Here is an 18,309-nt window from a genome sequence, read left to right as displayed (position 1 = left end):
TTGAGTGCGCAGCACTCACCAAGGTCAATCATGCTCTACACCCAAAAGAATCCGCCCACTGGAGCACGTCGCCGTGTCATTGCGATAAGCGAAATACAACTTGCTGCGCTCCGGATCAAAGCGCAAGTGCAGCTGAATTTCATCCCCCGGCCGCACCAGTTGCTGGAACTTCAGCACTTCCATCCCGGCAAACGGCCCGCTCAGATTCAACAACTGCCGCCCAAGGTTCAGCGCCCATTCCACCTGCACCACGCCCGGCAATACCGGCGCTTTGGGGAAGTGGCCGCTGAAATAAGCCAGATCCGGCGGCACGCTCAGTTGCAAACTCCATTCACCCTCAGTCTCGACCTGCGACAGCACTTCCGGCGCTTTCGGACGCGGCGCCATCAACAGTGCTTCAACCTCGGCCTGGGGCAGTTTGCCCTGGCTGTTCAACGGCAATTGCCGCACCAGCCGCCAGCGTCGCGGCAGGGCCAGAGCTTCACAGTGTTGGCGCAAATGCTGGCGCAAAGTTTCGGTGAGGCTGCGGCGGCCATGTTCACGCAACGCAAACAACCCCGAATCGCTGAGCACCAGCAGGGCGCCAAGGGACGCGCGGTTTTCCTGCACCACGCCAAGCCGCGCTTCGGCAACCCAGTCGTGAGCGACCAAGGCCTGTTCCAGCATCGGCAAAGAAATACGTTTTTCTTCGAGTTTGACGATGCGATCCAGCCGTCCCAACAACTCGAAACGACCATCGGCAGCAATGCGCGCGGCATCGGCGGTGTGTTCAACATGGCCGCCTGGCAGATAAGGCGAAGCGATCAACAGCGCGCCCTCGCTGTCCTGGCTCAATTGGACACCGGCGAACGGTTGCCACAGTTGTTCACCCTGACGCCAGGCAATGCCGCCGGTTTCCGAGCTGCCGAGGATTTCCGTCGGCCATTGCTGCAAGCGTTTTTGCAGACTTTGCGCAGCCTCAAGCGGCAGCGCGCCACCGGAGGAAAACACTCGGCGCACGGCACTGAGCGCTGGCCAATCAAGGTTGTCGCCCATGCGTTTGAGCAGCGCCGGGCTCGCGACCCAGGCGAAGGTCGGATGTTCGCGGCTGGCGCGCTGCATGTCTTCCGGGAAGGCCAGTTGCTTGCGCACAAACGGGCGCCCGGCGCACAGCGGCCACAACACGCGAAACAGCAAACCATAGATGTGTTGAGTGGCGACGCTGCCGATGATGCAGGCTTCAGCAAGATCCGCGCCCCACAGTTGCTCCAGCGCTTCAACTTCATTCGCCAGTTGGCGCAGGGTTTTGTCGATACGCTTGGGTTCGCCGCTGGAGCCGGAGGTGCACAGGCTCAGCTGACATTGATCGAGATTCAACACCGCAGCGGGCAATGCCGGCTGCTGAAAGTCAGTCAGGTGCGCGTCTTCGGCGTGATCGGTCAGCCACAGATCGACTTCGCTCGACCAGCGCTGGCGAGTTTGCGGCTGCAAATCCGACGGCAACAACACGCTGACGCCGGCGCGCCACGCTCCGAGCAGGGCGATGGCGAGATCAGCGGCATCCTCCAGATGCACGGCGAGGCGCTTAACGCCCTGCGCTTGCAGGCCGGCGGCAACGCTCAGCGCCTGTTCGCACAGTTGCGCGTGATCGAGTGCCGGCGCAGCGCAAATCGCCCGCGCCGGCAGGGCCTTGAGCAACAACTGCTCAAGTTTTATCCAGTTCATGTACGGCCTCTTACCCGTTGTCGTATTAGCCATTCAATGGCAAACATCAGGCCGATCAATCCGTAGGAGATCAGGCCGGTGTACAACATCCACCAATTCAGCGGCGCCCACAGGGTCAGGAGGGCGGCGCACAAACCGTTGCAAAAGAAAAACACGCTCCAGGCCACCGTGACCTTGCGTGTGTAGCGAATCGCGATGTCCGGCAGCTCTGACTCACGCAACCGCGCCAGTCGCTCGACCATCGGCGGCCCGTATTTCAGGCTCAGGCTGAACAGCACCAGCATGAAACCGCTGATCAGCACCGGGTACCAACGCAGTAACAGCGGACTGTCGAACAGCGCCAGCAACAGGCAGAACACGATCGCCACGCAAGCCATCCACAGGCTGCCGGGTTTGCGCTCGCCGGTCAGGGCGCGCGCGAGCCACAAGCCGCCCAGCAGCAGACCGAACTGCCACGGGGCGAAGTGCTCCATGCCGAAATACACCGCAAAGGGGTACAGCAGACCGGCCAGCAGCAGGCCCAGGCCGATCAATCGGCTCATGCGGCCGGTTGAACCAGACGGTAAACCGCCTCGACCACGTCACCGACGGTGCGCACGGTCTTGAACTCTTCGGCGGCGATTTTCTTGCCGGTCTGGCGTTTGATGTGATCGATCAGATCGACCGCGTCGATGCTGTCGATTTCCAGATCCTGATACAGGTTGGAATCCAGGCTTACGCGGGCCGGATCCAGTTCGAACAGCTCGACCAAGGCATCGCGCAGGGTGTTGAAAATGTCGTCACGAGTTTGCATGGTCCGGTCTCAAGCTGCCTGTTTTGCCGTGACGAAGGCCGCAAGGCTCGCCACGTTGGTGAAATGGTTGCGGGTGTCTTTGGCGTCGGCGTCGATTTTGATGCCGTACTTTTTCTGGATCGCCAGACCCAATTCCAGCGCGTCGACGGAATCCAGGCCCAGGCCTTCACCGAACAGCGTTTGTTCGTCACCGATGTCGTCGGCGCTGATGTCTTCGAGGCCGAGGGCGTCGATGATCAGCAGTTTGATGTCACGCACCAGGCTAGGGGTGTTCAGTTCGCTCATCTTCGGCGAGCTCCTTGATAAAGTAAGAATGCAAATAATCGTTGAGCTTGCGCGAGGCTTGCGGGGCGGGCCCCTGCGCGGCGAAGGTCTGTGGATCTATATCGGCCCCGACCCGAAAACTGAAGTGCACACGACGGCGCGGGATGCGATACCACGGCTCGGCTTTGGTCAGGGTGGTCGGGTTGACCTTGATGATCACGGGCGTGAGGATTTTCGCACCGCGCAGGGCAATGGCTGCGGCGCCCCGATGAAAGGCTGGCGGCTGTCCCGGCTGAGTGCGGGTGCCTTCGGGGAAAATGATCAGGCTCTGGCCGCTTTGCAATGATTCTGCGGCGGCGTCGAGCATGTCCATGCTGCCGTCATTGCTGATGTATTCGGTGCGGCGCAGCGGGCCACGGGTGAAGGGGTTTTCCCACAGGCTTTTCTTCACCACGCAATTGGCCTGGCGCACCAGGCCGATCAGAAACACCACGTCGATCAGCGACGGATGGTTGGCGATGATCATTTGCCCCGGTCGGCCGAGGCGTTCTGCGCCTTGAATGTCGTAGGTCAGCACGCCGGTGCGGGCCATGAACTGCACAAAAAACCAGAACAGCCGACCGACCATCTGCCGCGCGCGTTGGCGATGAACCAGCGCGTCGCCGGGCAGACAGCCGAGAATCGGGAATACCACCAGGCGCAGGCACAGCCCGCCGAGCCCGAACAGGGCGAAGCTTGCGGCGGTGGCCAGCAACCGCCAGTAATAGGCGTCGCGGTTTTTCTCGGTCACGGCTTGCGTTGCCAGGTCCATACACGATTTTTCCAGGCATGTTGGCAAAGGGTTTGCTGGCCGAGCAGGGTACGCAACAGATTGAGCGCGTGGGGCCAGTCCGATTTGGACAGTGCTTGCGGGGTGCTGTTCAGGGTCAGCCGCCAGTCGGTACCGGGGGTTAGCAACAGACCCAGCGCGTAAGGGAACGGCACATCATCAATCCACTGCGAATAGGCTTGCGGCGGTTGTTCCTCGGTGATCACCAGCAACACGGCCGGGGCGCCTTCATTCAGTAGTGCCGCCGCTTCGAGCATGCCGTGTTCGAGGCCGTCACCCGCTGCGGCAAGGGCGGTCATTTCGCTGGTTTCGCCGCGCATGATCGACCAAAGACCGATGATCGCGTTATGCACTGACAGGCTGAACTGGGTGGGGGATAGCGGCTGGTCGGTGGCCAGATCGCTGAGAATTTCGTACGTGCGCGGGGTTTCGCCGTGGCGCGAGACAAATACCAACGGCAGGTTTTCCCGCCCGTCGGCGAGTGGCCAGCCAACGCTGAACGCCATCCGCGCCAGTCGACTAAGACGGCGCCGCTGCATGGCCGGTAAAAACGACACATCGGGCGCGGCATCACTGCTCTGGAGCACGACCGGTTGTCGGCTCCAGGCCTGCCAGGCGTCCACGCTGTCGAGCCCGGGAGCCCACGCGCGCCATTGGGCGATGTTGAAGTTGATCACGGACATTCATCCCGCCCCTGCGGGCTTTTGTTGACGCATTTAGCCACCAAAGCCGCAGCGGACTTGGCGTGGCGCTTGGCGCCGGGTGGCGCGCATTATCCCGGTGCGACGGGCGTGTAGCAAATGCTGGTTACATTTTGCGCAATGAAATGTACTGGCTGGTTCGCGGTAAAACTGTCATTTGGCCATTATCCAGATTGGCGCGGGCCTGTCTGTCGGGGATCTCGTCAATCGTCGGCAGTTTTTACTGAGACTGCAGACGGAAGTTTGCACCTGACTGTGTAGTCCATGTCCGATGAGGTAGCGAAGCGAGGCCGCGCGCATCTACACTCGGTCATTCTTTGATACACGGAGGTTTTGTCATGCGGCGCGTGGTGTTCAATCAGAAAGGTGGTGTAGGCAAATCGAGCATTGCCTGCAATCTGGCGGCGGTCAGTGCCAGCGAGGGTTATCGCACGTTGTTGGTGGATCTCGATGCCCAGGCCAACTCCACTCAGTATCTGACCGGGCTCACCGGCGACGACATCCCGATGGGCATTGCCGATTTCTTCAAGCAGACGCTGTCTTCCGGGCCGTTCTCGAAGAAAAACCAGGCGGATATTTACGAAACCCCGTTCGACAACCTGCACATCATCACCGCCACCGCCGAACTGGCCGATTTGCAGCCCAAACTTGAAGCCAAGCACAAGATCAACAAGCTGCGTAAGTTGCTTGATGAACTGTCCGAGGATTACGACCGGATTTATCTCGATACGCCGCCGGCGCTGAATTTTTACGCGGTATCAGCACTGATTGCCGCTGATCGTGTGCTGATTCCCTTCGATTGCGACAGCTTCTCGCGTCAGGCCTTGTATGGACTGATCGCGGAAATCGAAGAGTTGAAAGAGGATCACAACGAAGGTCTGGAAGTTGAAGGCATCGTGGTCAACCAGTTCCAGGCCCGGGCCAGCCTGCCGCAGCAGATTCTCGATGAATTGATTGCCGAAGGGTTGCCGGTGCTGCCGGTATACCTGACCAGCTCGGTGCGCATGCGCGAATCCCATCAGGCCAGCACACCGCTGATCCACCTCGATCCGCGACACAAACTGACCCAGCAATTTGTCGAACTGCACAACCTGATCGAAGGGCACTGATCTTTCAAACAATCCACAAATCCCCTGTGGGAGCGAGCCTGCTCGCGAAGAGGTCGGTACTTTCAACACATATGTTGACTGAACGGACGCTTTCGCGAGCAGGCTCGCTCCCACATTCGATCTACGGTGTGTCAGATGCCTTGGCTACGCAGCCACGCCAGCAACTGCGGCAACGGCAACGCGCCACTCTGTCGCGCCAGCTCTTTGCCATTCTTGAACAGAATCAAACTCGGAATCGAGCGAATCCCCAACTGCGCCGACAACTGCTGATTCGCCTCGCTATCCAGCTTGGCCAACCGACACTTGCCCGCCAACTGCACCGCCGCCTGCTCGAACACCGGCGCAAACGACTTGCACGGCCCACACCACTCCGCCCAGACATCCACCAGCAACGGCAGATCACCTTTGATCTGACTGGCGTAATCGCCTTGCTTGAGTTCGAAGGGTTTGCTCAATAGCACCGGGGATTTGCAGCGACCGCATTTCGGTTGATCGGCGAGGCGCTCGGGCGGGATGCGGTTGAGGCCGTTGCAGGAGGGGCAGGGGATGAGGAGTGGGCTGGTCATGATGGGTTCTCTAAGAGGCAGTCTATAGGGCTGATTTGGAGTCGATCTGCCAATTTATCAATGTCTCAACTGCTCACAGTTTTCTCAAAGCATTCCGGGATCGATGGCTAGTCTGAAGGCCAATTCAGCGTTTTACGCTTGTCGTGAGGAGATCGCTTTGTCTTTATCTGCGTGCTACTTTTGTTGCACTAACCGAGAGTTCGATGATCTCTCTGCATCAAATCGGAGCGACATAATGTCCGTAACTTCCAAAATTCGCCGCCAAGGTGGCGCTGCCATCATTACAATTCCGCCGACGCTGTTGAAGCTATTGCATTTGGAGGTGGGGGCGCAGCTTGAGCTCAACGTCGTTGACGGTGAATTGATTGCCCGTCCCGCTGCGCCTCCTGCTCGTAAGCGTTATAGCTTGTCCGAGTTACTCGAAGGCGCAGAGGAATTGCAGAAACTGAACGTCCAGACTGCTGAAGCTCTTGATGGTGGCCCTGTTGGCCGGGAGCTGGGTTGATGGTGCGCAGACAGCCTCCACAGCGGGGTGACGTCTACTGGATTGATCCAAATCCCGTCGCAGGGCGGGAAATGAAGGACAGGCATCGCTTTGTGGTGATTACGCCCAGAGAAATCAACGCATTGGGTGTAAGCATGACGGTGCCTGTTACTAGTGGTGGGAATTTCAGCCGGAATTTGGGTTTGGCAGTGGCCATTACTGGCCACGAAACCAATGGTGTAGCGGTGTGTAATCAGGTTCGGAGTTTTGACATCGAACAACGGGTGCGAGACGGCACGGCCAAATTCATTGAGCGACTGGATGACGTGACAATGTCTGACATTGTCGACCGTGTGATCAGTGCAATCGATCCGCTAAGCTGAGACGCCTCACGAAGAACAACTAATCTCCAAATGCTTTCCCCACTCCGGAGGCCGCTCGGCATAACCTTCCATCCCCGGCTGTTCTTCAAACGGTTTGCTCAGCACCGCGTGCAGCCGGCGTACCTCTGAGTAATCCCCTTGCTCCGCCGCGTCGATAGCTTTTTGCGCCAAATAATTACGCAGGATGTACAGCGGGTTAACCGCGTGCATCTGCGCGCGGCGCTGTTCTTGATCAGGAACGCCATCGCGGGCAACCCGGGCGACGTAGCGTTCGCCCCAGGCGTCGAAGCCTTTGATGTCGACAAAGTCGTCGCGCAACTGAGCAACTGCCTGCTGAGGTGAGTCTTCGCCGAGTCGGCGGAAGAACAGCGTGTAGTCGACGCCGCTGTTTTGCATCAGTTGCAGCAGATCTTCGAGCAGTTTCTGGTCGTCGTCTTCGGCGCTGGTGAAGCCGAAGCGGCGGCGCATCAGGTCGAGGTAGTGCGCTTGGAACAGCGGCAGGTACAAACCGAGGGTTTCGCGCAGGGCTTCGACACTGATAAACGGCGTCAATGCCTGGGCCAGCGCGCTGAGGTTCCACTGGCCGACCGGCACCTGATTGCTGAACGAGTAGCGGCCCTGATCATCCGAGTGGTTGCAGATGAAGTTGGCGTCGAAGTCGTCGAGGAAGGCGAACGGGCCGAAGTCGAAGGTGATGCCGAGGATCGACATGTTGTCGGTGTTCATTACCCCGTGGCAGAAGCCGTAGGCTTGCCATTTGGCGATCAGTTCGGCGTTGCGCTCGACGATCTCGCGGAACATCGCCAGATACGGTTCCGGCTGCTCAAGGCATTCCGGGAAATGCATGGCCAGCACGTGCTCGCCGAGTGCTTTCTGCTGTTCGGGGCGTTTGGTGTAGTAGAAATATTCGAAGTGGCCGAAGCGGATATGGCTCGGCGCCAGACGCAGCACCATCGCCGCGCGTTCCTGTTTTTCGCGCCAGACCGGGGTGTCGGAGCCGATCACGCAGGCTGCGCGCGAGGATGGAATATTCAGCCCGAACAGCGCTTCTGAGGCGAGGAACTCGCGGATCGACGAGCGCAGCACCGCGCGACCATCGCCCATACGCGAAAACGGCGTCTGACCAGCGCCCTTGAGGTGCAAGTCCCAATGCTCGCCCGCTGCGTTGTAGACCTCGCCCAGCAGCAGTCCGCGACCATCGCCCAGTTGCGGCGTGTAGCCACCGAATTGATGCCCGGAATAGACCATCGCGCGCGGCTCGGCATCGGCCCACAGCTTGTGGCCGCCAAACAGTTCGGCAAATTCCTCGGTTTCGGCGGTGGCTGGATCGAGATCCAGCAACGCCAGCGCCGCCGGGCTGGCAACGACCAGACGCGGATTGTCGATCGGCTCGGGCAGCACGTGGGCGGAAAACGCGTCACCGAGGCGGGCGAAGCGATTGTCGAAGGTCAGTTCGTCGAGGGCTTTCAAGGGCCTGCTCCAGCAGAATGTCCGAGCATTCTGCTGGGAATAGACCGGTTAGTCGAGTTTGGCCGGCGGCGGCTCTTGCAGCGGTTTCTGATCGTCGGCGACCGGCACGATGGTTTTCGTCTCCGGCTCGATCGGCACCATCTTGTATTCCTGACCGTGCAGATTCTTCAGGTACACCTCCATCTGCCGGAACGAGATGTTGATGTGCTGCTTCTTGAACTCGCGGTTGATGAAGCGGTTGACCTCATCGAGCACCGGGTTGCGGTCACCGAGGTCACGCACGTGCATGCGCAACTCATGGTCGAGGGTGCTTTCGCCGAAGTTGAGGAAGTACACGTGCGGCTCGGGTTCCTTGAGCACGCGCGGATTCTCGCGGGCAGCCTTGAGCAGCAATTCCTTGACCAGATCCAGATCGGAGCCGTAATCGACGCCGAGTTTCAGCGTCACGCGGGTGATGGTGTCAGTCAGCGACCAGTTGATCAGTTGCCCGGTGATGAACGTCTTGTTCGGGACAATGATGTCCTTGCGGTCGAAGTCGGTGATGGTCGTGGCGCGGATGCGGATCTTGCTCACCGTGCCCGACAGGTTGCCGATGGTGATGGTGTCACCGATCCGCACCGGGCGTTCGAAGAGGATCATGATGCCGGAGATGAAGTTCGCAAAGATCTCCTGCATACCGAAACCGAGACCGACCGACAGCGCCGCCACCAGCCATTGCAACTTGTCCCAACTGACGCCGAGGGTCGACAGCGTCGAGACGAAACCGACACCGGCGATCACGTACGACAGTAGCGTCGTGGTCGCGTACGCGCTGCCCTGCGCCAGATTGAGCTTGGACAGCACGAACACTTCGAGCAAGCCCGGCAAGTTGCGCGCGAGGGCGAAGGTAATGCCGATGATGATCAACGCGCCGAGCATGTCGCCGATGCTGATCGGCACCATGCTCATGTTGGCGCCGGTGCCGCTGGTGTATTCGTAGAGGGTGATGTTGTCGAGGTACGAGAACACCGAAATCAGATCCGACCAGACCCAGTACAGCGCCGCGATAAAGCCGCCGAGCAGGGCCAGACGGATCAGGCGCAGCGACTGTTCGTTGACCTTTTCGATGTCCAGCGTCGGCTCTTCGATCACCGCTTCGCCGTCGCCAGCCTCTTTCGCTGCCTGCCGTTTGGCCAGTGCGCGCTGGTAGGCCAGACGCCGTGCAGCAACGCTCAGGCCGCGAACGAAAGTGGCTTCGATCACCAGCCAGAACATCAGCAAATACAGGGTGTTGATCAAGCGGTCGCTGAGTTTCAGCGCGGTGTAGTAGTAGCCGAAGCACACCGCGACGAACAGGGCGATCGGCAGCACCGTGAACATCACGCCGACGGCTTTGCGGAACAGCGAAGTGTTTTCGTGGGCCGGGCTGCTGATCAGCAGGCGGCTGAGCAGCCAGGCCATCAAGGCGTAGCAGGTCAGTACCACCGGCATGCCGAGCACGTCGTCGGCGAGTGCCGCGGGTTGCAGTTCGGCAACAGCGACAATCGTTACCAATGCCATGACCACCAGACCGAGCCGACGGATCCAGCCGCGCAGGAATTCCACCTGCGGTTTCTCCCAGCGGAAGTGCAGCTCGGCCACGCCGGCCGGCGCGAGAATCCGGTACGCGGTGTAAAACACCAGCCACGCCTGCGCCATTTGCAGCAGCGCCGCGCCCATGTTGGCGTTCTGTCCGCGTGCGTCGATCTGCAAGGCCAGACCACACAGGGCCAGCGCCAGTGCCACCGGCATCGCCAACAGAATGTTGATCAGGATCGCTTGCGGCGTGTGCCACTGGCTGTCGCGCTTGAAGTGACCGATGTCCTGGTGAACCTTGTTCAGGCGCCCGTAGAGACTTTTGCGGCGCCACAACAAGGCGCCGATCAGCAGCGCCAACGGCAGGAACAGCAGTGGTCGCTGGGTCAGGCCATCAGTCAATTCGCTGAGGCTTGAAGCCCACGGCAGTGTGTCGACCTGACGCTTGAGGCGCTCCGGCACGCTGCGCATCCACTCCAGATCCAGCGGCTTGTTGCTCGGAATCCAGAACATCTGCTCATCGAGGGTCGCGCGCAGGCTTTGCGCGGTGCTCAGCAGTTGTTTCTGATTGAGTTGCAGGGTGATCGATTCGTTGAGCACCGCGCTCAGTTCGCGGTTCAGCCGCTCCAGCAGGTCGGCGCGGGTGTTGGCCAGATCCAGCAGGCTTTTGCGCAGTTGCGGGGTGACTTGTTCCGGCGGCTGCGTGGCGAGCAGGTTGTCGACGTAGGTGGTCGGACTGCTGAGCAGTTCGCGCTGTTGGCTGACTTCAAACTGATACAGACGAATGTCGGCGATCTGATCGGCCAGGTCGCGGTCGACCTTCAGGCGCGGCAGGGCCTGCTTCTGCTTATAGAGAATCTTCGACAGCAGCAGGCTGCCTTTGAGTACGTTGATCTGCTCGTCGAGGGCGGAATCGCTCTGGGTCAGGGTATCGAGTTGCTGTTTGGTCTGCAGGTTTTGCTGGGTGACTTCGTTGAGGCGGTCGGTGCTTTTCAGCAGGTAGTCGGAGAGCTTGAGGTTGGCCGTGCTTTCGCTGGCGAGCAAGCTGCTGCCGCCGGCCTTCTGCGCTTCGATCGATTGCTGGGTTACTGTTTCCTGCGACTGCGCCAGACGCTTCTGGTTGATCAGGGTCTGCAGCTCCTGAATCTCGCGGTCGAGGCGGTCGGATTTTTCCGAGAGCAAGTCATGCTGGGCATTGCCGAGATCCTGCAACTGGCTGTTGCCGGCCAGCTCCTGGCGGCGCAACGGGATCAGCGCGTTCAGCGCCGCCAGTTCAGCGTTGAGTTGATCACGCTGCTCGGCGCTGACGGATTTGCCCGCGTCCTTGCCGGACTTGAGGATGTTGTTGATCTGCTGAATGCGCGTCTGGCTGGCGGAGATTTCCGCCTGAGCGCGCTCCGGGCGCGTCTGCGCGGTGATGATCAGGCTGTTGGCGTCGGCCAAGGCTTTTTGCAGATCACTTTGCTGGGTGGAGCGGTCGGTGAGGATCTGCTCCAGTTGCGTGATCGATTCGCGGGGGAAGCGCTGCGCCACCGGCACCACGGTCGTGGCTTTGAGGCGCGTCAGTTCGCGAGCGTTTTCGATGGTCTGCTTGGGTGCGGTCGCCAGTTGCTGCTTGAGGTCGATCAGTTTCTGCTCGTAATCACGCTGATTGTTCAGCTGATTGAGCGTGTTCTGCAGGACGGTTTGCAGGGTCTTTTTGTCGGCATCCGGCAGTTTGCTGTCGGCAAGTTTGTCCAGGCTGGCCTGGACGGCATCGCTGGACGGTGGTTCGGCGGCATACAGCGGGCCGACAGTAAGACTCAGGCCCAGCAGGGCCGCGGCGAAAAAGGAGCGCAGGGTAGGCATAGAGACCGGTCAAGCAAGTGATAGTGGACGCAGTTTAGAGGAAGAGTCCGGGGCCCGGGCGACTTCCTTCGGGGAATCTGACGCCCACTTTGCCGATCTTGTTCCCGTCCATGACCGCAACCGTCCAGTGGGTGTTGTTCCACTCCACCTGGTCGCCAACGATCGGTGCGCCGCCGACTTTCTGCGCGATGAAGGCGCCCAGGGTCATGTCCGGATCGATGCCCTCGGCCGGCAGGCCATACAGCGCTGCAACCGCTTTAAGCTGGGCGTCTCCTTCGAGCACAAAGTCGCCGAAGAAACGCAAATCGAGGCCGCGTTGTGGCGCCTGGCTGAACAGTTTTCCGAGGGCCGGCAAGTTGTGTTCGTGGCCGATAACACACAGCAAATCATCGACTTCCAGCACCGTACTACCCGACGGATGGAGCAGTTGCTGGCCACGAAACAGGGCAGCGATGCGGGTTCCTTCGGGCATTTTCAGCTCGCGCAGGGGTGAACCGATGCACCATTTCTCCGCGCCGAGCTTATAAACGAACAGCTCCCACTCGCTGGTGACATGGACTTCCAGCGCCGCCCGGGAAATCGGCGCAGGCTCCGGCGGCACCGTCACCTTCAACAATTTGGCGACCCACGGCAGGCTTGTGCCCTGCACCAACAGCGACACCAGCACGATAAAGAAGGCGAGGTTGAAGTACAGCTGCGCATTCGGCAGCCCGGCCATCAGCGGGAACACCGCCAAAATGATCGGTACTGCGCCACGCAGGCCGACCCAGGAAATAAAGGCTTTTTCACGGCCATGGAAGGCTTTGAACGGCAGCAGACCGACCATCACCGACAGCGGTCGCGCGAACAGAATCATCCATAGCGCCAGACCGAGGGCGGGCAGGGCGATCGGCAGCAAATCATGCGGCGTCACCAGCAGCCCCAGCACAAGGAACATGCCGATCTGCGCCAGCCACGCCATGCCGTCGAGCATGTGCAGAATGCCGTGACGGCTGCGCACCGGGCGGTTGCCGATGACCAGACCGCACAGATACACCGCGAGGAAACCGCTGCCGTGCAAGGCGTTGGTCAGGGCGAACACCACCAGACCGCCGGCAATCACCAGAATCGGATATAGGCCGTTGGCCAGATTGATGCGGTTGACCAATTGCAGCATGACCCAACCGCCGCCGAGACCGATCACGCCGCCGATGCCGAACTCGCGGATCAGGTGGGTCAGCAGGCTCCAGTGCAGGCCGGTCTGGCCGCTGGCAAGCATGTCGATCAGGGTTACGGTGAGAAACACCGCCATCGGGTCGTTGCTGCCGGATTCGATTTCCAGGCTGGCCGTAACCCGTTCGTTCAGGCCTTTGCCGCCGAGCAAGGAGAACACCGCTGCGGCGTCCGTCGAGCCGACGATGGCGCCGATGAGCAGGCCTTGGATCAGGTTCAGGTCGAACAGCCATGCGGCGGCCATGCCGGTCAGCCCGGTGGTGATCAACACCCCGACCGTCGCCAGCGATAACGCCGGCCACAACGCCACGCGGAAACTCGAAACCCGTGTGCGCAAGCCGCCGTCGAGGAGGATCACCGCCAGTGCGAGGTTGCCGACCAGATAGGCCGTTGGGTAGTTATCGAAAATAATCCCGCCGCCATCAACCCCGGCGGCCATGCCGACTGCGAGGATAATGACCAGAATCGGGATGCCGAGACGGGAGGAGAGTGAGCTGACGAGAATGCTTGCACCTACCAGCAACGCGCCGATCAAGAACAGGCTGTTGATGGTCGTCGCATTCAAAGGCAGTACTCCAGAAGCGTAAAGACGGGCACAAACTGACCATGCAGTCTGCGTGCCAGCGATTCTAACCTGTTGAAATGTGATGCTGTCAAAAAGCTTTTTTCAAGATCAAAGGATCGCAGCCTGCGGCAGCTCCTACAGGGTGCACATCAATCCCGTGTAGGAGCTGCCGCAGGCTGCGATCTTTTGCTTTTTCAGAGGCTAAACCGCCCAACCATATTGTTCAGATCCAGCGCCAGCCGCGACAGCTCATTACTCGCCGCACTCGTCTGATTGGCCCCGGTCGCTGATTGCACCGACAAATCCCGAATATTCACCAGGTTACGATCCACCTCGCGCGCCACCTGCGCCTGCTCTTCCGCCGCGCTGGCGATCACCAGGTTGCGCTCGTTAATTTCAACAATGGCAGTGTTGATCGTATCCAGCGACATCCCCGCGCCGCGAGCAATGTTCAACGTCGACTCCGCGCGTTCGGTGCTGTTGCGCATCGAATCCACCGCGTGTTCGGTGCCGCTCTGAATGCTGCCGATCATCCGCTCGATTTCACTGGTCGACTGCTGTGTGCGATGCGCCAAGGCGCGCACTTCATCCGCCACCACCGCAAAACCACGACCGGCTTCACCGGCGCGCGCCGCTTCAATCGCCGCGTTCAGCGCCAGCAGGTTGGTCTGATCGGCCAAACCACGAATCACATCCAGCACCTTGCCGATGTCTCGGGATTCATTGGCCAGATCACCGATCAACGATGCTGTGCTCTGTACATCGGCGCTCATGCGTTCGATGGCGCTGACGGTTTCCTGCACCAGATCACGACCATCGCCGGCCGACGTTGTAGCGTTCTTCGAGGCTTCCGAGGTGCTCACCGCGTTGCGCGCAACTTCTTCCACGGCGCTGGTCATTTCGTTGACCGCGGTGGCCGCTTGTTCGATTTCGTTGTTCTGCTGCACCAGGCCGCGTGCGCTTTCGTCGGTGACGCTGTTGAGTTCTTCCGCTGCCGACGCCAGTTGCGTGGCCGACCCGGAAATCCGCTGCAAAGTGTCGCGCAGCTTCGATTGCATCTTCGCCATCGCTGCCAGCAAGCGCCCGGCTTCGTCACTGCCATCGACCTGAATCGGCTGCGTCAGGTTGCCTTCAGCGATGGTTTCTGCGGCTTCCAGTGCCTTGGCGATTGGCTTGGTAATGCTGGCGGTCAGCAACCAGGCGAATAACAAAGTCAGTGCAGTGGCAATCACCAGCAGGGTGACCACCAGGTCGAACGCCGAAGAATATTGATCCGCCGCTTGCTGATTGGTGTCGACGGTTTGCCGGGTATTGATCTCCAGCAAACGGTTGAGCACGGTGTTGACCGCTTCGGAGTTGGTCAGCAAGTCGGTGTTGAGCAGGTTGCGCAGTTCATCCACCTGATTGTTGCGCGACAGGGTTCTCATCCGGTCTTCGATCTGGCGGTACTGGCTCAGCAACTGCACATATTGATCGTACGCCGCACGTTCGTCGGGGCTGCTGATAAACGGCTCGTAATCGCTCTGGGCCTTGCGGATCTGCTGGTTGCGCATGTCCAGCAAGTCCATGGTTTTCTGCTGCACGTCCGGTTCGCGGTTGACCAGCAAACGGTACGACAGCACCCGCAGGCGCAGGGTCAGCTGGGTGAATTCGTCGAGGCTCTTGATGCTCGGCACGCTGCTGTTGGTGATGTCTTCGGTGGCGCCGCGAATTTTGCTCATCTGATTGAGCGCGAACACGCCGAGGATCAACATCAATGCGCCAATCAGGGCGAAACCGGTGAACGCCCGTGGGGCGATGTTCATATTGCGAAGGGACATGGAGGGTACCGAGAAGGGCCGCATCCATGCGGGCTAAAACTGCTGAATGGATGACTTATCGGTCATGCGACTAAAGTCTTGAGGGGCTGCGCGTATTTGTCGCAGAGGGCGCTCGGCGACGAAGTGCAGGAACAAGATCGGCAAATCACAGTCTTTAAAGCTCGCGGGAACGCTCGCCCGCCAGGAAAATCAAGGCCTTGCGCCGGTTTAACCCTGGCATCCGTGGTGACTTTTCTTTATCGTACGCGCCCTTTGAAAATGCCTGGAAGATCAAAATGTTGGAAGCATCCCTCAGCCAATTGGAACAGCTCGTCAGCGACCTGGTGCAGCAGAACCAGACCCTCGCGCAAACCAATCAGAACCTGTCCACCGAACTGGCTCAGGCCAAGGATGAAAACGAAAGCCTGCAACTGAGCCTGATGGAACAGGAAGAAAAGCATGGCACCACCGCCGCCCGCATTCAGGCGCTGGTTGATCGCGTCAACGCCGGTCCCGTCAGCGCATGAACCACGGCACAGCAGGGGTAAAAGTCATCTCCATTCTCGGGGAGGACTATTCGATCAAGGCACCGGCCGGGGAAGAACAGACCCTGCTGGACGCAGCATTGATGCTTAAAGCCGCTTTGGCCGACACCAAACGCAAATACCCGACGCTGATCGGTGATCGCTTGCTGGTGCTGGCCGCGATGAATCTGTGCTCGCAGCAGATCGACATGAAGAAGCAGCATCAGGAAGAACTCGACCGTTACCAAGAGCAAGTCAGCGCCACGGTCGACACCATCGCCAAGACCATCAATCAGGGTTGACGGCGTTGCGCACAACCAAAGAATAGATTGTCGATCGGGTTGTATACAATCGGCACGGCTGTTGCATTGCTTCCGCCACTTATTCTTTGGGGGTGCTCCATGCAGTTGTGGCGACGCAGTATCCAATGGCAACTGATCCTCAGCATGGGCACCGCTCTGCTGGTCAGTATCCTGATCGTGGTTGGCATTTATACCCTGGTGGTCAACCGTCTCGCCCAGAGCTATCTGGTCGAACAAGCCTTGCCGTCGAGCATCGAAGCGACGCGCAACGACATCGAGCGCATCCTCGTCCAGCCCCTCACCGCCGCGAAAGACATCGCCAGCAACACCATGGTGCGTGACTGGTTGGCGTCTGGCGAAGACAGCAGCAAAACGGCGGGCTTCGCGCAGTATCTGGAAGGCATCCGCGCCGAACACAAGGCTTTTACGGCTTTGATCATCGGCACCGAATCCAATCATTACATCACCGAAAAAGGCCTGGATCGCACCCTCAGTCGAACCAAGCCGGCCGATGCCTGGTTCTATTCCTTCCTCGACAGCAACCAGTCGCGCACCCTCAATATCGACAACGATGGCGCCACTGGAGAATTGGCGCTGTTTATCGATTTGAAGGTCGAGCAGGCCGGCAAAGTGGTCGGTGTCGCCGGTCTCGGGCTGAGCATGAAAGAGCTGTCGGAGCTTATTCACAACTTCAGCTTCGGCGAGCGCGGCAAGGTCTATCTCGTGCGTTCCGACGGTTTGATTCAGGTGCATCCTGAAGCGCAGTTCAGTGGCAAACGCACGCTTACGGAGCAGATTGGTGCTGCGGCAGCGCAAGCGGTCATGGGTCAAAAAATTGCCACGAACAGTAGCTTCCAGCGTGATGGCGAAGATTATCTGGCCTTCAGCCTGCCGTTGCGTGATCTGGGCTGGACGCTGGTGGCCGAAGTGCCGCAATCGCAAATCTACGCCGAAGCGCGCAAAGCGATGTGGATGAGTGGCGGCATCGGTCTGGCTGTAGCGCTGGTGTGCCTGGCCTTGGTGGTGTGGCTGGCGCGCGGGCTGGTGCGACCGATTCGTCAGGTAACAGCGGCGCTGGTAGCAATCGGTAGCGGCGGGGGAGATTTGACCCATCGGTTAGATTCCAGCCGTGCTGATGAGCTGGGTGATCTGGCGCGCGGCTTCAACCGTTTCCTCGACAGTCAGCGCGGCATGATCGCGGAAGTGCTGACCACCAGCGAGCGTCTGCGCACGGCGGTGGGGCAGGTGGCGAAGGTGGTCGAAAACACCGCCGAGCGCTCCGGTCGTCAGCAGGAAATGACTGACATGGTTGCCACTGCGGTTCACGAAATGGGCCTGACGGTTCAGGAGATTGCGCAAAACGCCGGCAACGCGGCGCTCGCATCGCAGACTGCGCGGGATGAAGCGATGCAGGCGCGGGAAGATGTTGGCGGGTCGATCCGGCATATCGAAAGCATGTCGGACGAAATTGGTCTGGCGGCGGGCGCAGTGGGTGAACTGGCGCATCAAGTGGCATCGATTGACTCGGTGTTGGCGGTGATTCGCGGGGTGTCTGAGCAGACGAATTTGCTGGCGCTCAATGCGGCGATTGAAGCGGCGCGTGCCGGGGATATGGGGCGTGGGTTTGCCGTTGTTGCTGATGAAGTGCGCACGTTGGCGCGGCGGACTCAGGCGTCCACTGATGAGATTCAACAGATGATCGGCAGCCTCAAGCAGGGCGCGGAAAACGCTGTGTCGTCCATGCGTACCGGGCAAGCGGCGACGGGTACCGGGGTTGAGTCGAGTCAGCGTACGGGCGCTTCTTTGACCGCGATTACCGGGCAGGTCGAGCGCATCAGCGACATGAACCATCAGGTGGCGACGGCGACCGAGGAGCAGTCGGCGGTGACGGAGGAGATCAACCGCAACGTGCAGGGGATTTCCGATCTGGCGCGGGCGACGGCGGGGGAGGTTCGCGCTTGTCGTGAGGATTGTCAGATGTTGCAGAAACTGGCGGATGATCTGGCGCGGCAGATGGGTGGGTTCAGGTTGAGTTGAGTGTTGAGCCAGAAAAGCCCCTCACCCTAGCCCTCTCCCGGAGGGAGAGGGGACTGACCGAGGTGTCTTTTGCTATACATCGACCTGAAAACGCCAGTCGATTATGGATTCGGTGAGCCTCTTTCAGGTCGATGGAGTATCAACCATCCCCCGGTCGGCCCCCTC

At 59.9% G+C, this 18,309-nt stretch carries 16 protein-coding genes and 2 pseudogenes; 6 read left to right on the top strand and 12 right to left on the bottom strand.

Annotated elements, in window-relative coordinates; translation table 11 throughout:
• Nucleotides 1-24 precede the first annotated feature (24 nt).
• Genes ACP3TY_RS23255 through ACP3TY_RS23230 form a run of 6 tightly spaced genes read right to left on the bottom strand, consistent with a single transcriptional unit; the run spans nucleotide 25 to nucleotide 4,273 of the window.
• The gene (locus ACP3TY_RS23255) at nucleotides 25-1,704 is read right to left on the bottom strand and encodes an AMP-binding protein (RefSeq protein WP_426618580.1); all 1,680 of its coding nucleotides are present in this window, start codon (nucleotides 1,702-1,704) and stop codon (nucleotides 25-27) included.
• Nucleotides 1,701-2,246, bottom strand: coding sequence for a hypothetical protein (locus tag ACP3TY_RS23250; protein ID WP_426618579.1), 546 nt, complete (start codon nucleotides 2,244-2,246; stop codon nucleotides 1,701-1,703). The genes ACP3TY_RS23255 and ACP3TY_RS23250 overlap by 4 nt, the downstream gene beginning before the upstream one ends.
• Nucleotides 2,243-2,497 (bottom strand): acyl carrier protein, encoded by a 255-nt coding sequence (locus ACP3TY_RS23245; RefSeq protein ID WP_053116686.1) that lies wholly within the window; start codon nucleotides 2,495-2,497, stop codon nucleotides 2,243-2,245. The genes ACP3TY_RS23250 and ACP3TY_RS23245 overlap by 4 nt, the downstream gene beginning before the upstream one ends.
• A gap of 9 nt (nucleotides 2,498-2,506) precedes the next feature.
• Nucleotides 2,507-2,782, bottom strand: coding sequence for a phosphopantetheine-binding protein (locus ACP3TY_RS23240; protein WP_053116687.1), 276 nt, complete (start codon nucleotides 2,780-2,782; stop codon nucleotides 2,507-2,509).
• Nucleotides 2,760-3,572, bottom strand: coding sequence for a lysophospholipid acyltransferase family protein (locus ACP3TY_RS23235; RefSeq protein ID WP_426618578.1), 813 nt, complete (start codon nucleotides 3,570-3,572; stop codon nucleotides 2,760-2,762). The genes ACP3TY_RS23240 and ACP3TY_RS23235 overlap by 23 nt, the downstream gene beginning before the upstream one ends.
• Nucleotides 3,548-4,273, bottom strand: coding sequence for a beta-ketoacyl synthase chain length factor (locus tag ACP3TY_RS23230; protein ID WP_426618577.1), 726 nt, complete (start codon nucleotides 4,271-4,273; stop codon nucleotides 3,548-3,550). Before ACP3TY_RS23230 ends, ACP3TY_RS23235 begins: the two co-directional genes overlap by 25 nt.
• Before the next feature lie 356 nt (nucleotides 4,274-4,629).
• Between ACP3TY_RS23230 and ACP3TY_RS23225 the strand changes: the two genes are divergently transcribed.
• Complete coding sequence (locus ACP3TY_RS23225) at nucleotides 4,630-5,400, top strand: ParA family protein (RefSeq protein WP_053116690.1); 771 nt, start codon at nucleotides 4,630-4,632, stop codon at nucleotides 5,398-5,400.
• 131 nt (nucleotides 5,401-5,531) lie between these two features.
• Here ACP3TY_RS23225 and trxC read toward each other — a convergent pair whose 3' ends face one another.
• Nucleotides 5,532-5,966 carry a thioredoxin TrxC gene (trxC, locus tag ACP3TY_RS23220; RefSeq protein ID WP_426618576.1) on the bottom strand — a complete coding sequence of 145 codons (435 nt, stop codon included), beginning with the start codon at nucleotides 5,964-5,966 and terminating at the stop codon, nucleotides 5,532-5,534.
• 235 nt (nucleotides 5,967-6,201) lie between these two features.
• On the opposite strand from trxC, the gene ACP3TY_RS23215 reads away from it, so the two are divergent.
• Together ACP3TY_RS23215 and ACP3TY_RS23210 are read left to right on the top strand one after the other, a co-directional pair.
• The gene (locus ACP3TY_RS23215; RefSeq protein ID WP_159811658.1) at nucleotides 6,202-6,471 is read left to right on the top strand and encodes an AbrB/MazE/SpoVT family DNA-binding domain-containing protein; all 270 of its coding nucleotides are present in this window, start codon (nucleotides 6,202-6,204) and stop codon (nucleotides 6,469-6,471) included.
• Nucleotides 6,471-6,833, top strand: a complete 363-nt coding sequence (locus ACP3TY_RS23210; RefSeq protein WP_159811659.1) for a type II toxin-antitoxin system PemK/MazF family toxin — start codon at nucleotides 6,471-6,473, stop codon at nucleotides 6,831-6,833. Before ACP3TY_RS23215 ends, ACP3TY_RS23210 begins: the two co-directional genes overlap by 1 nt.
• A 6-nt stretch (nucleotides 6,834-6,839) precedes the next feature.
• Here ACP3TY_RS23210 and selO read toward each other — a convergent pair whose 3' ends face one another.
• From selO to ACP3TY_RS23185, 5 genes and pseudogenes are all read right to left on the bottom strand, one after another.
• Nucleotides 6,840-8,303 carry a protein adenylyltransferase SelO gene (gene selO, locus ACP3TY_RS23205; RefSeq protein WP_400650309.1) on the bottom strand — a complete coding sequence of 488 codons (1,464 nt, stop codon included), beginning with the start codon at nucleotides 8,301-8,303 and terminating at the stop codon, nucleotides 6,840-6,842.
• A gap of 48 nt (nucleotides 8,304-8,351) precedes the next feature.
• Nucleotides 8,352-11,705, bottom strand: coding sequence for a mechanosensitive channel MscK (gene mscK / locus ACP3TY_RS23200; protein WP_212549894.1), 3,354 nt, complete (start codon nucleotides 11,703-11,705; stop codon nucleotides 8,352-8,354).
• Nucleotides 11,706-11,739: 34 nt separating this feature from the next.
• Complete coding sequence (locus ACP3TY_RS23195; RefSeq protein WP_212549893.1) at nucleotides 11,740-13,482, bottom strand: potassium/proton antiporter; 1,743 nt, start codon at nucleotides 13,480-13,482, stop codon at nucleotides 11,740-11,742.
• A 194-nt stretch (nucleotides 13,483-13,676) separates the two neighbouring features.
• Nucleotides 13,677-14,276, bottom strand: a pseudogene (locus ACP3TY_RS23190) (methyl-accepting chemotaxis protein); the annotation flags it as partial.
• A 303-nt stretch (nucleotides 14,277-14,579) separates the two neighbouring features.
• Nucleotides 14,580-15,236: pseudogene (locus tag ACP3TY_RS23185) on the bottom strand (MCP four helix bundle domain-containing protein); the annotation flags it as partial.
• A gap of 341 nt (nucleotides 15,237-15,577) precedes the next feature.
• On the opposite strand from ACP3TY_RS23185, the gene ACP3TY_RS23180 reads away from it, so the two are divergent.
• The 3 genes from ACP3TY_RS23180 to ACP3TY_RS23170 all read left to right on the top strand — a co-directional run bounded on the left by ACP3TY_RS23180 (nucleotide 15,578) and on the right by ACP3TY_RS23170 (nucleotide 18,144).
• Nucleotides 15,578-15,808, top strand: coding sequence for a hypothetical protein (locus ACP3TY_RS23180; RefSeq protein WP_159811663.1), 231 nt, complete (start codon nucleotides 15,578-15,580; stop codon nucleotides 15,806-15,808).
• Nucleotides 15,805-16,107 carry a cell division protein ZapA gene (locus tag ACP3TY_RS23175; RefSeq protein ID WP_053116699.1) on the top strand — a complete coding sequence of 101 codons (303 nt, stop codon included), beginning with the start codon at nucleotides 15,805-15,807 and terminating at the stop codon, nucleotides 16,105-16,107. Before ACP3TY_RS23180 ends, ACP3TY_RS23175 begins: the two co-directional genes overlap by 4 nt.
• A gap of 99 nt (nucleotides 16,108-16,206) precedes the next feature.
• Complete coding sequence (locus ACP3TY_RS23170; protein WP_212544859.1) at nucleotides 16,207-18,144, top strand: methyl-accepting chemotaxis protein; 1,938 nt, start codon at nucleotides 16,207-16,209, stop codon at nucleotides 18,142-18,144.
• Nucleotides 18,145-18,309 lie beyond the last annotated feature (165 nt).

This window comes from Pseudomonas rustica, assembly GCF_049959085.1.
Lineage (GTDB): Bacteria > Pseudomonadota > Gammaproteobacteria > Pseudomonadales > Pseudomonadaceae > Aquipseudomonas > Aquipseudomonas rustica.
The sequence above is the reverse complement of the archived record's forward strand: the minus strand, read 5'-3'. Positions and strand labels throughout refer to the sequence as shown.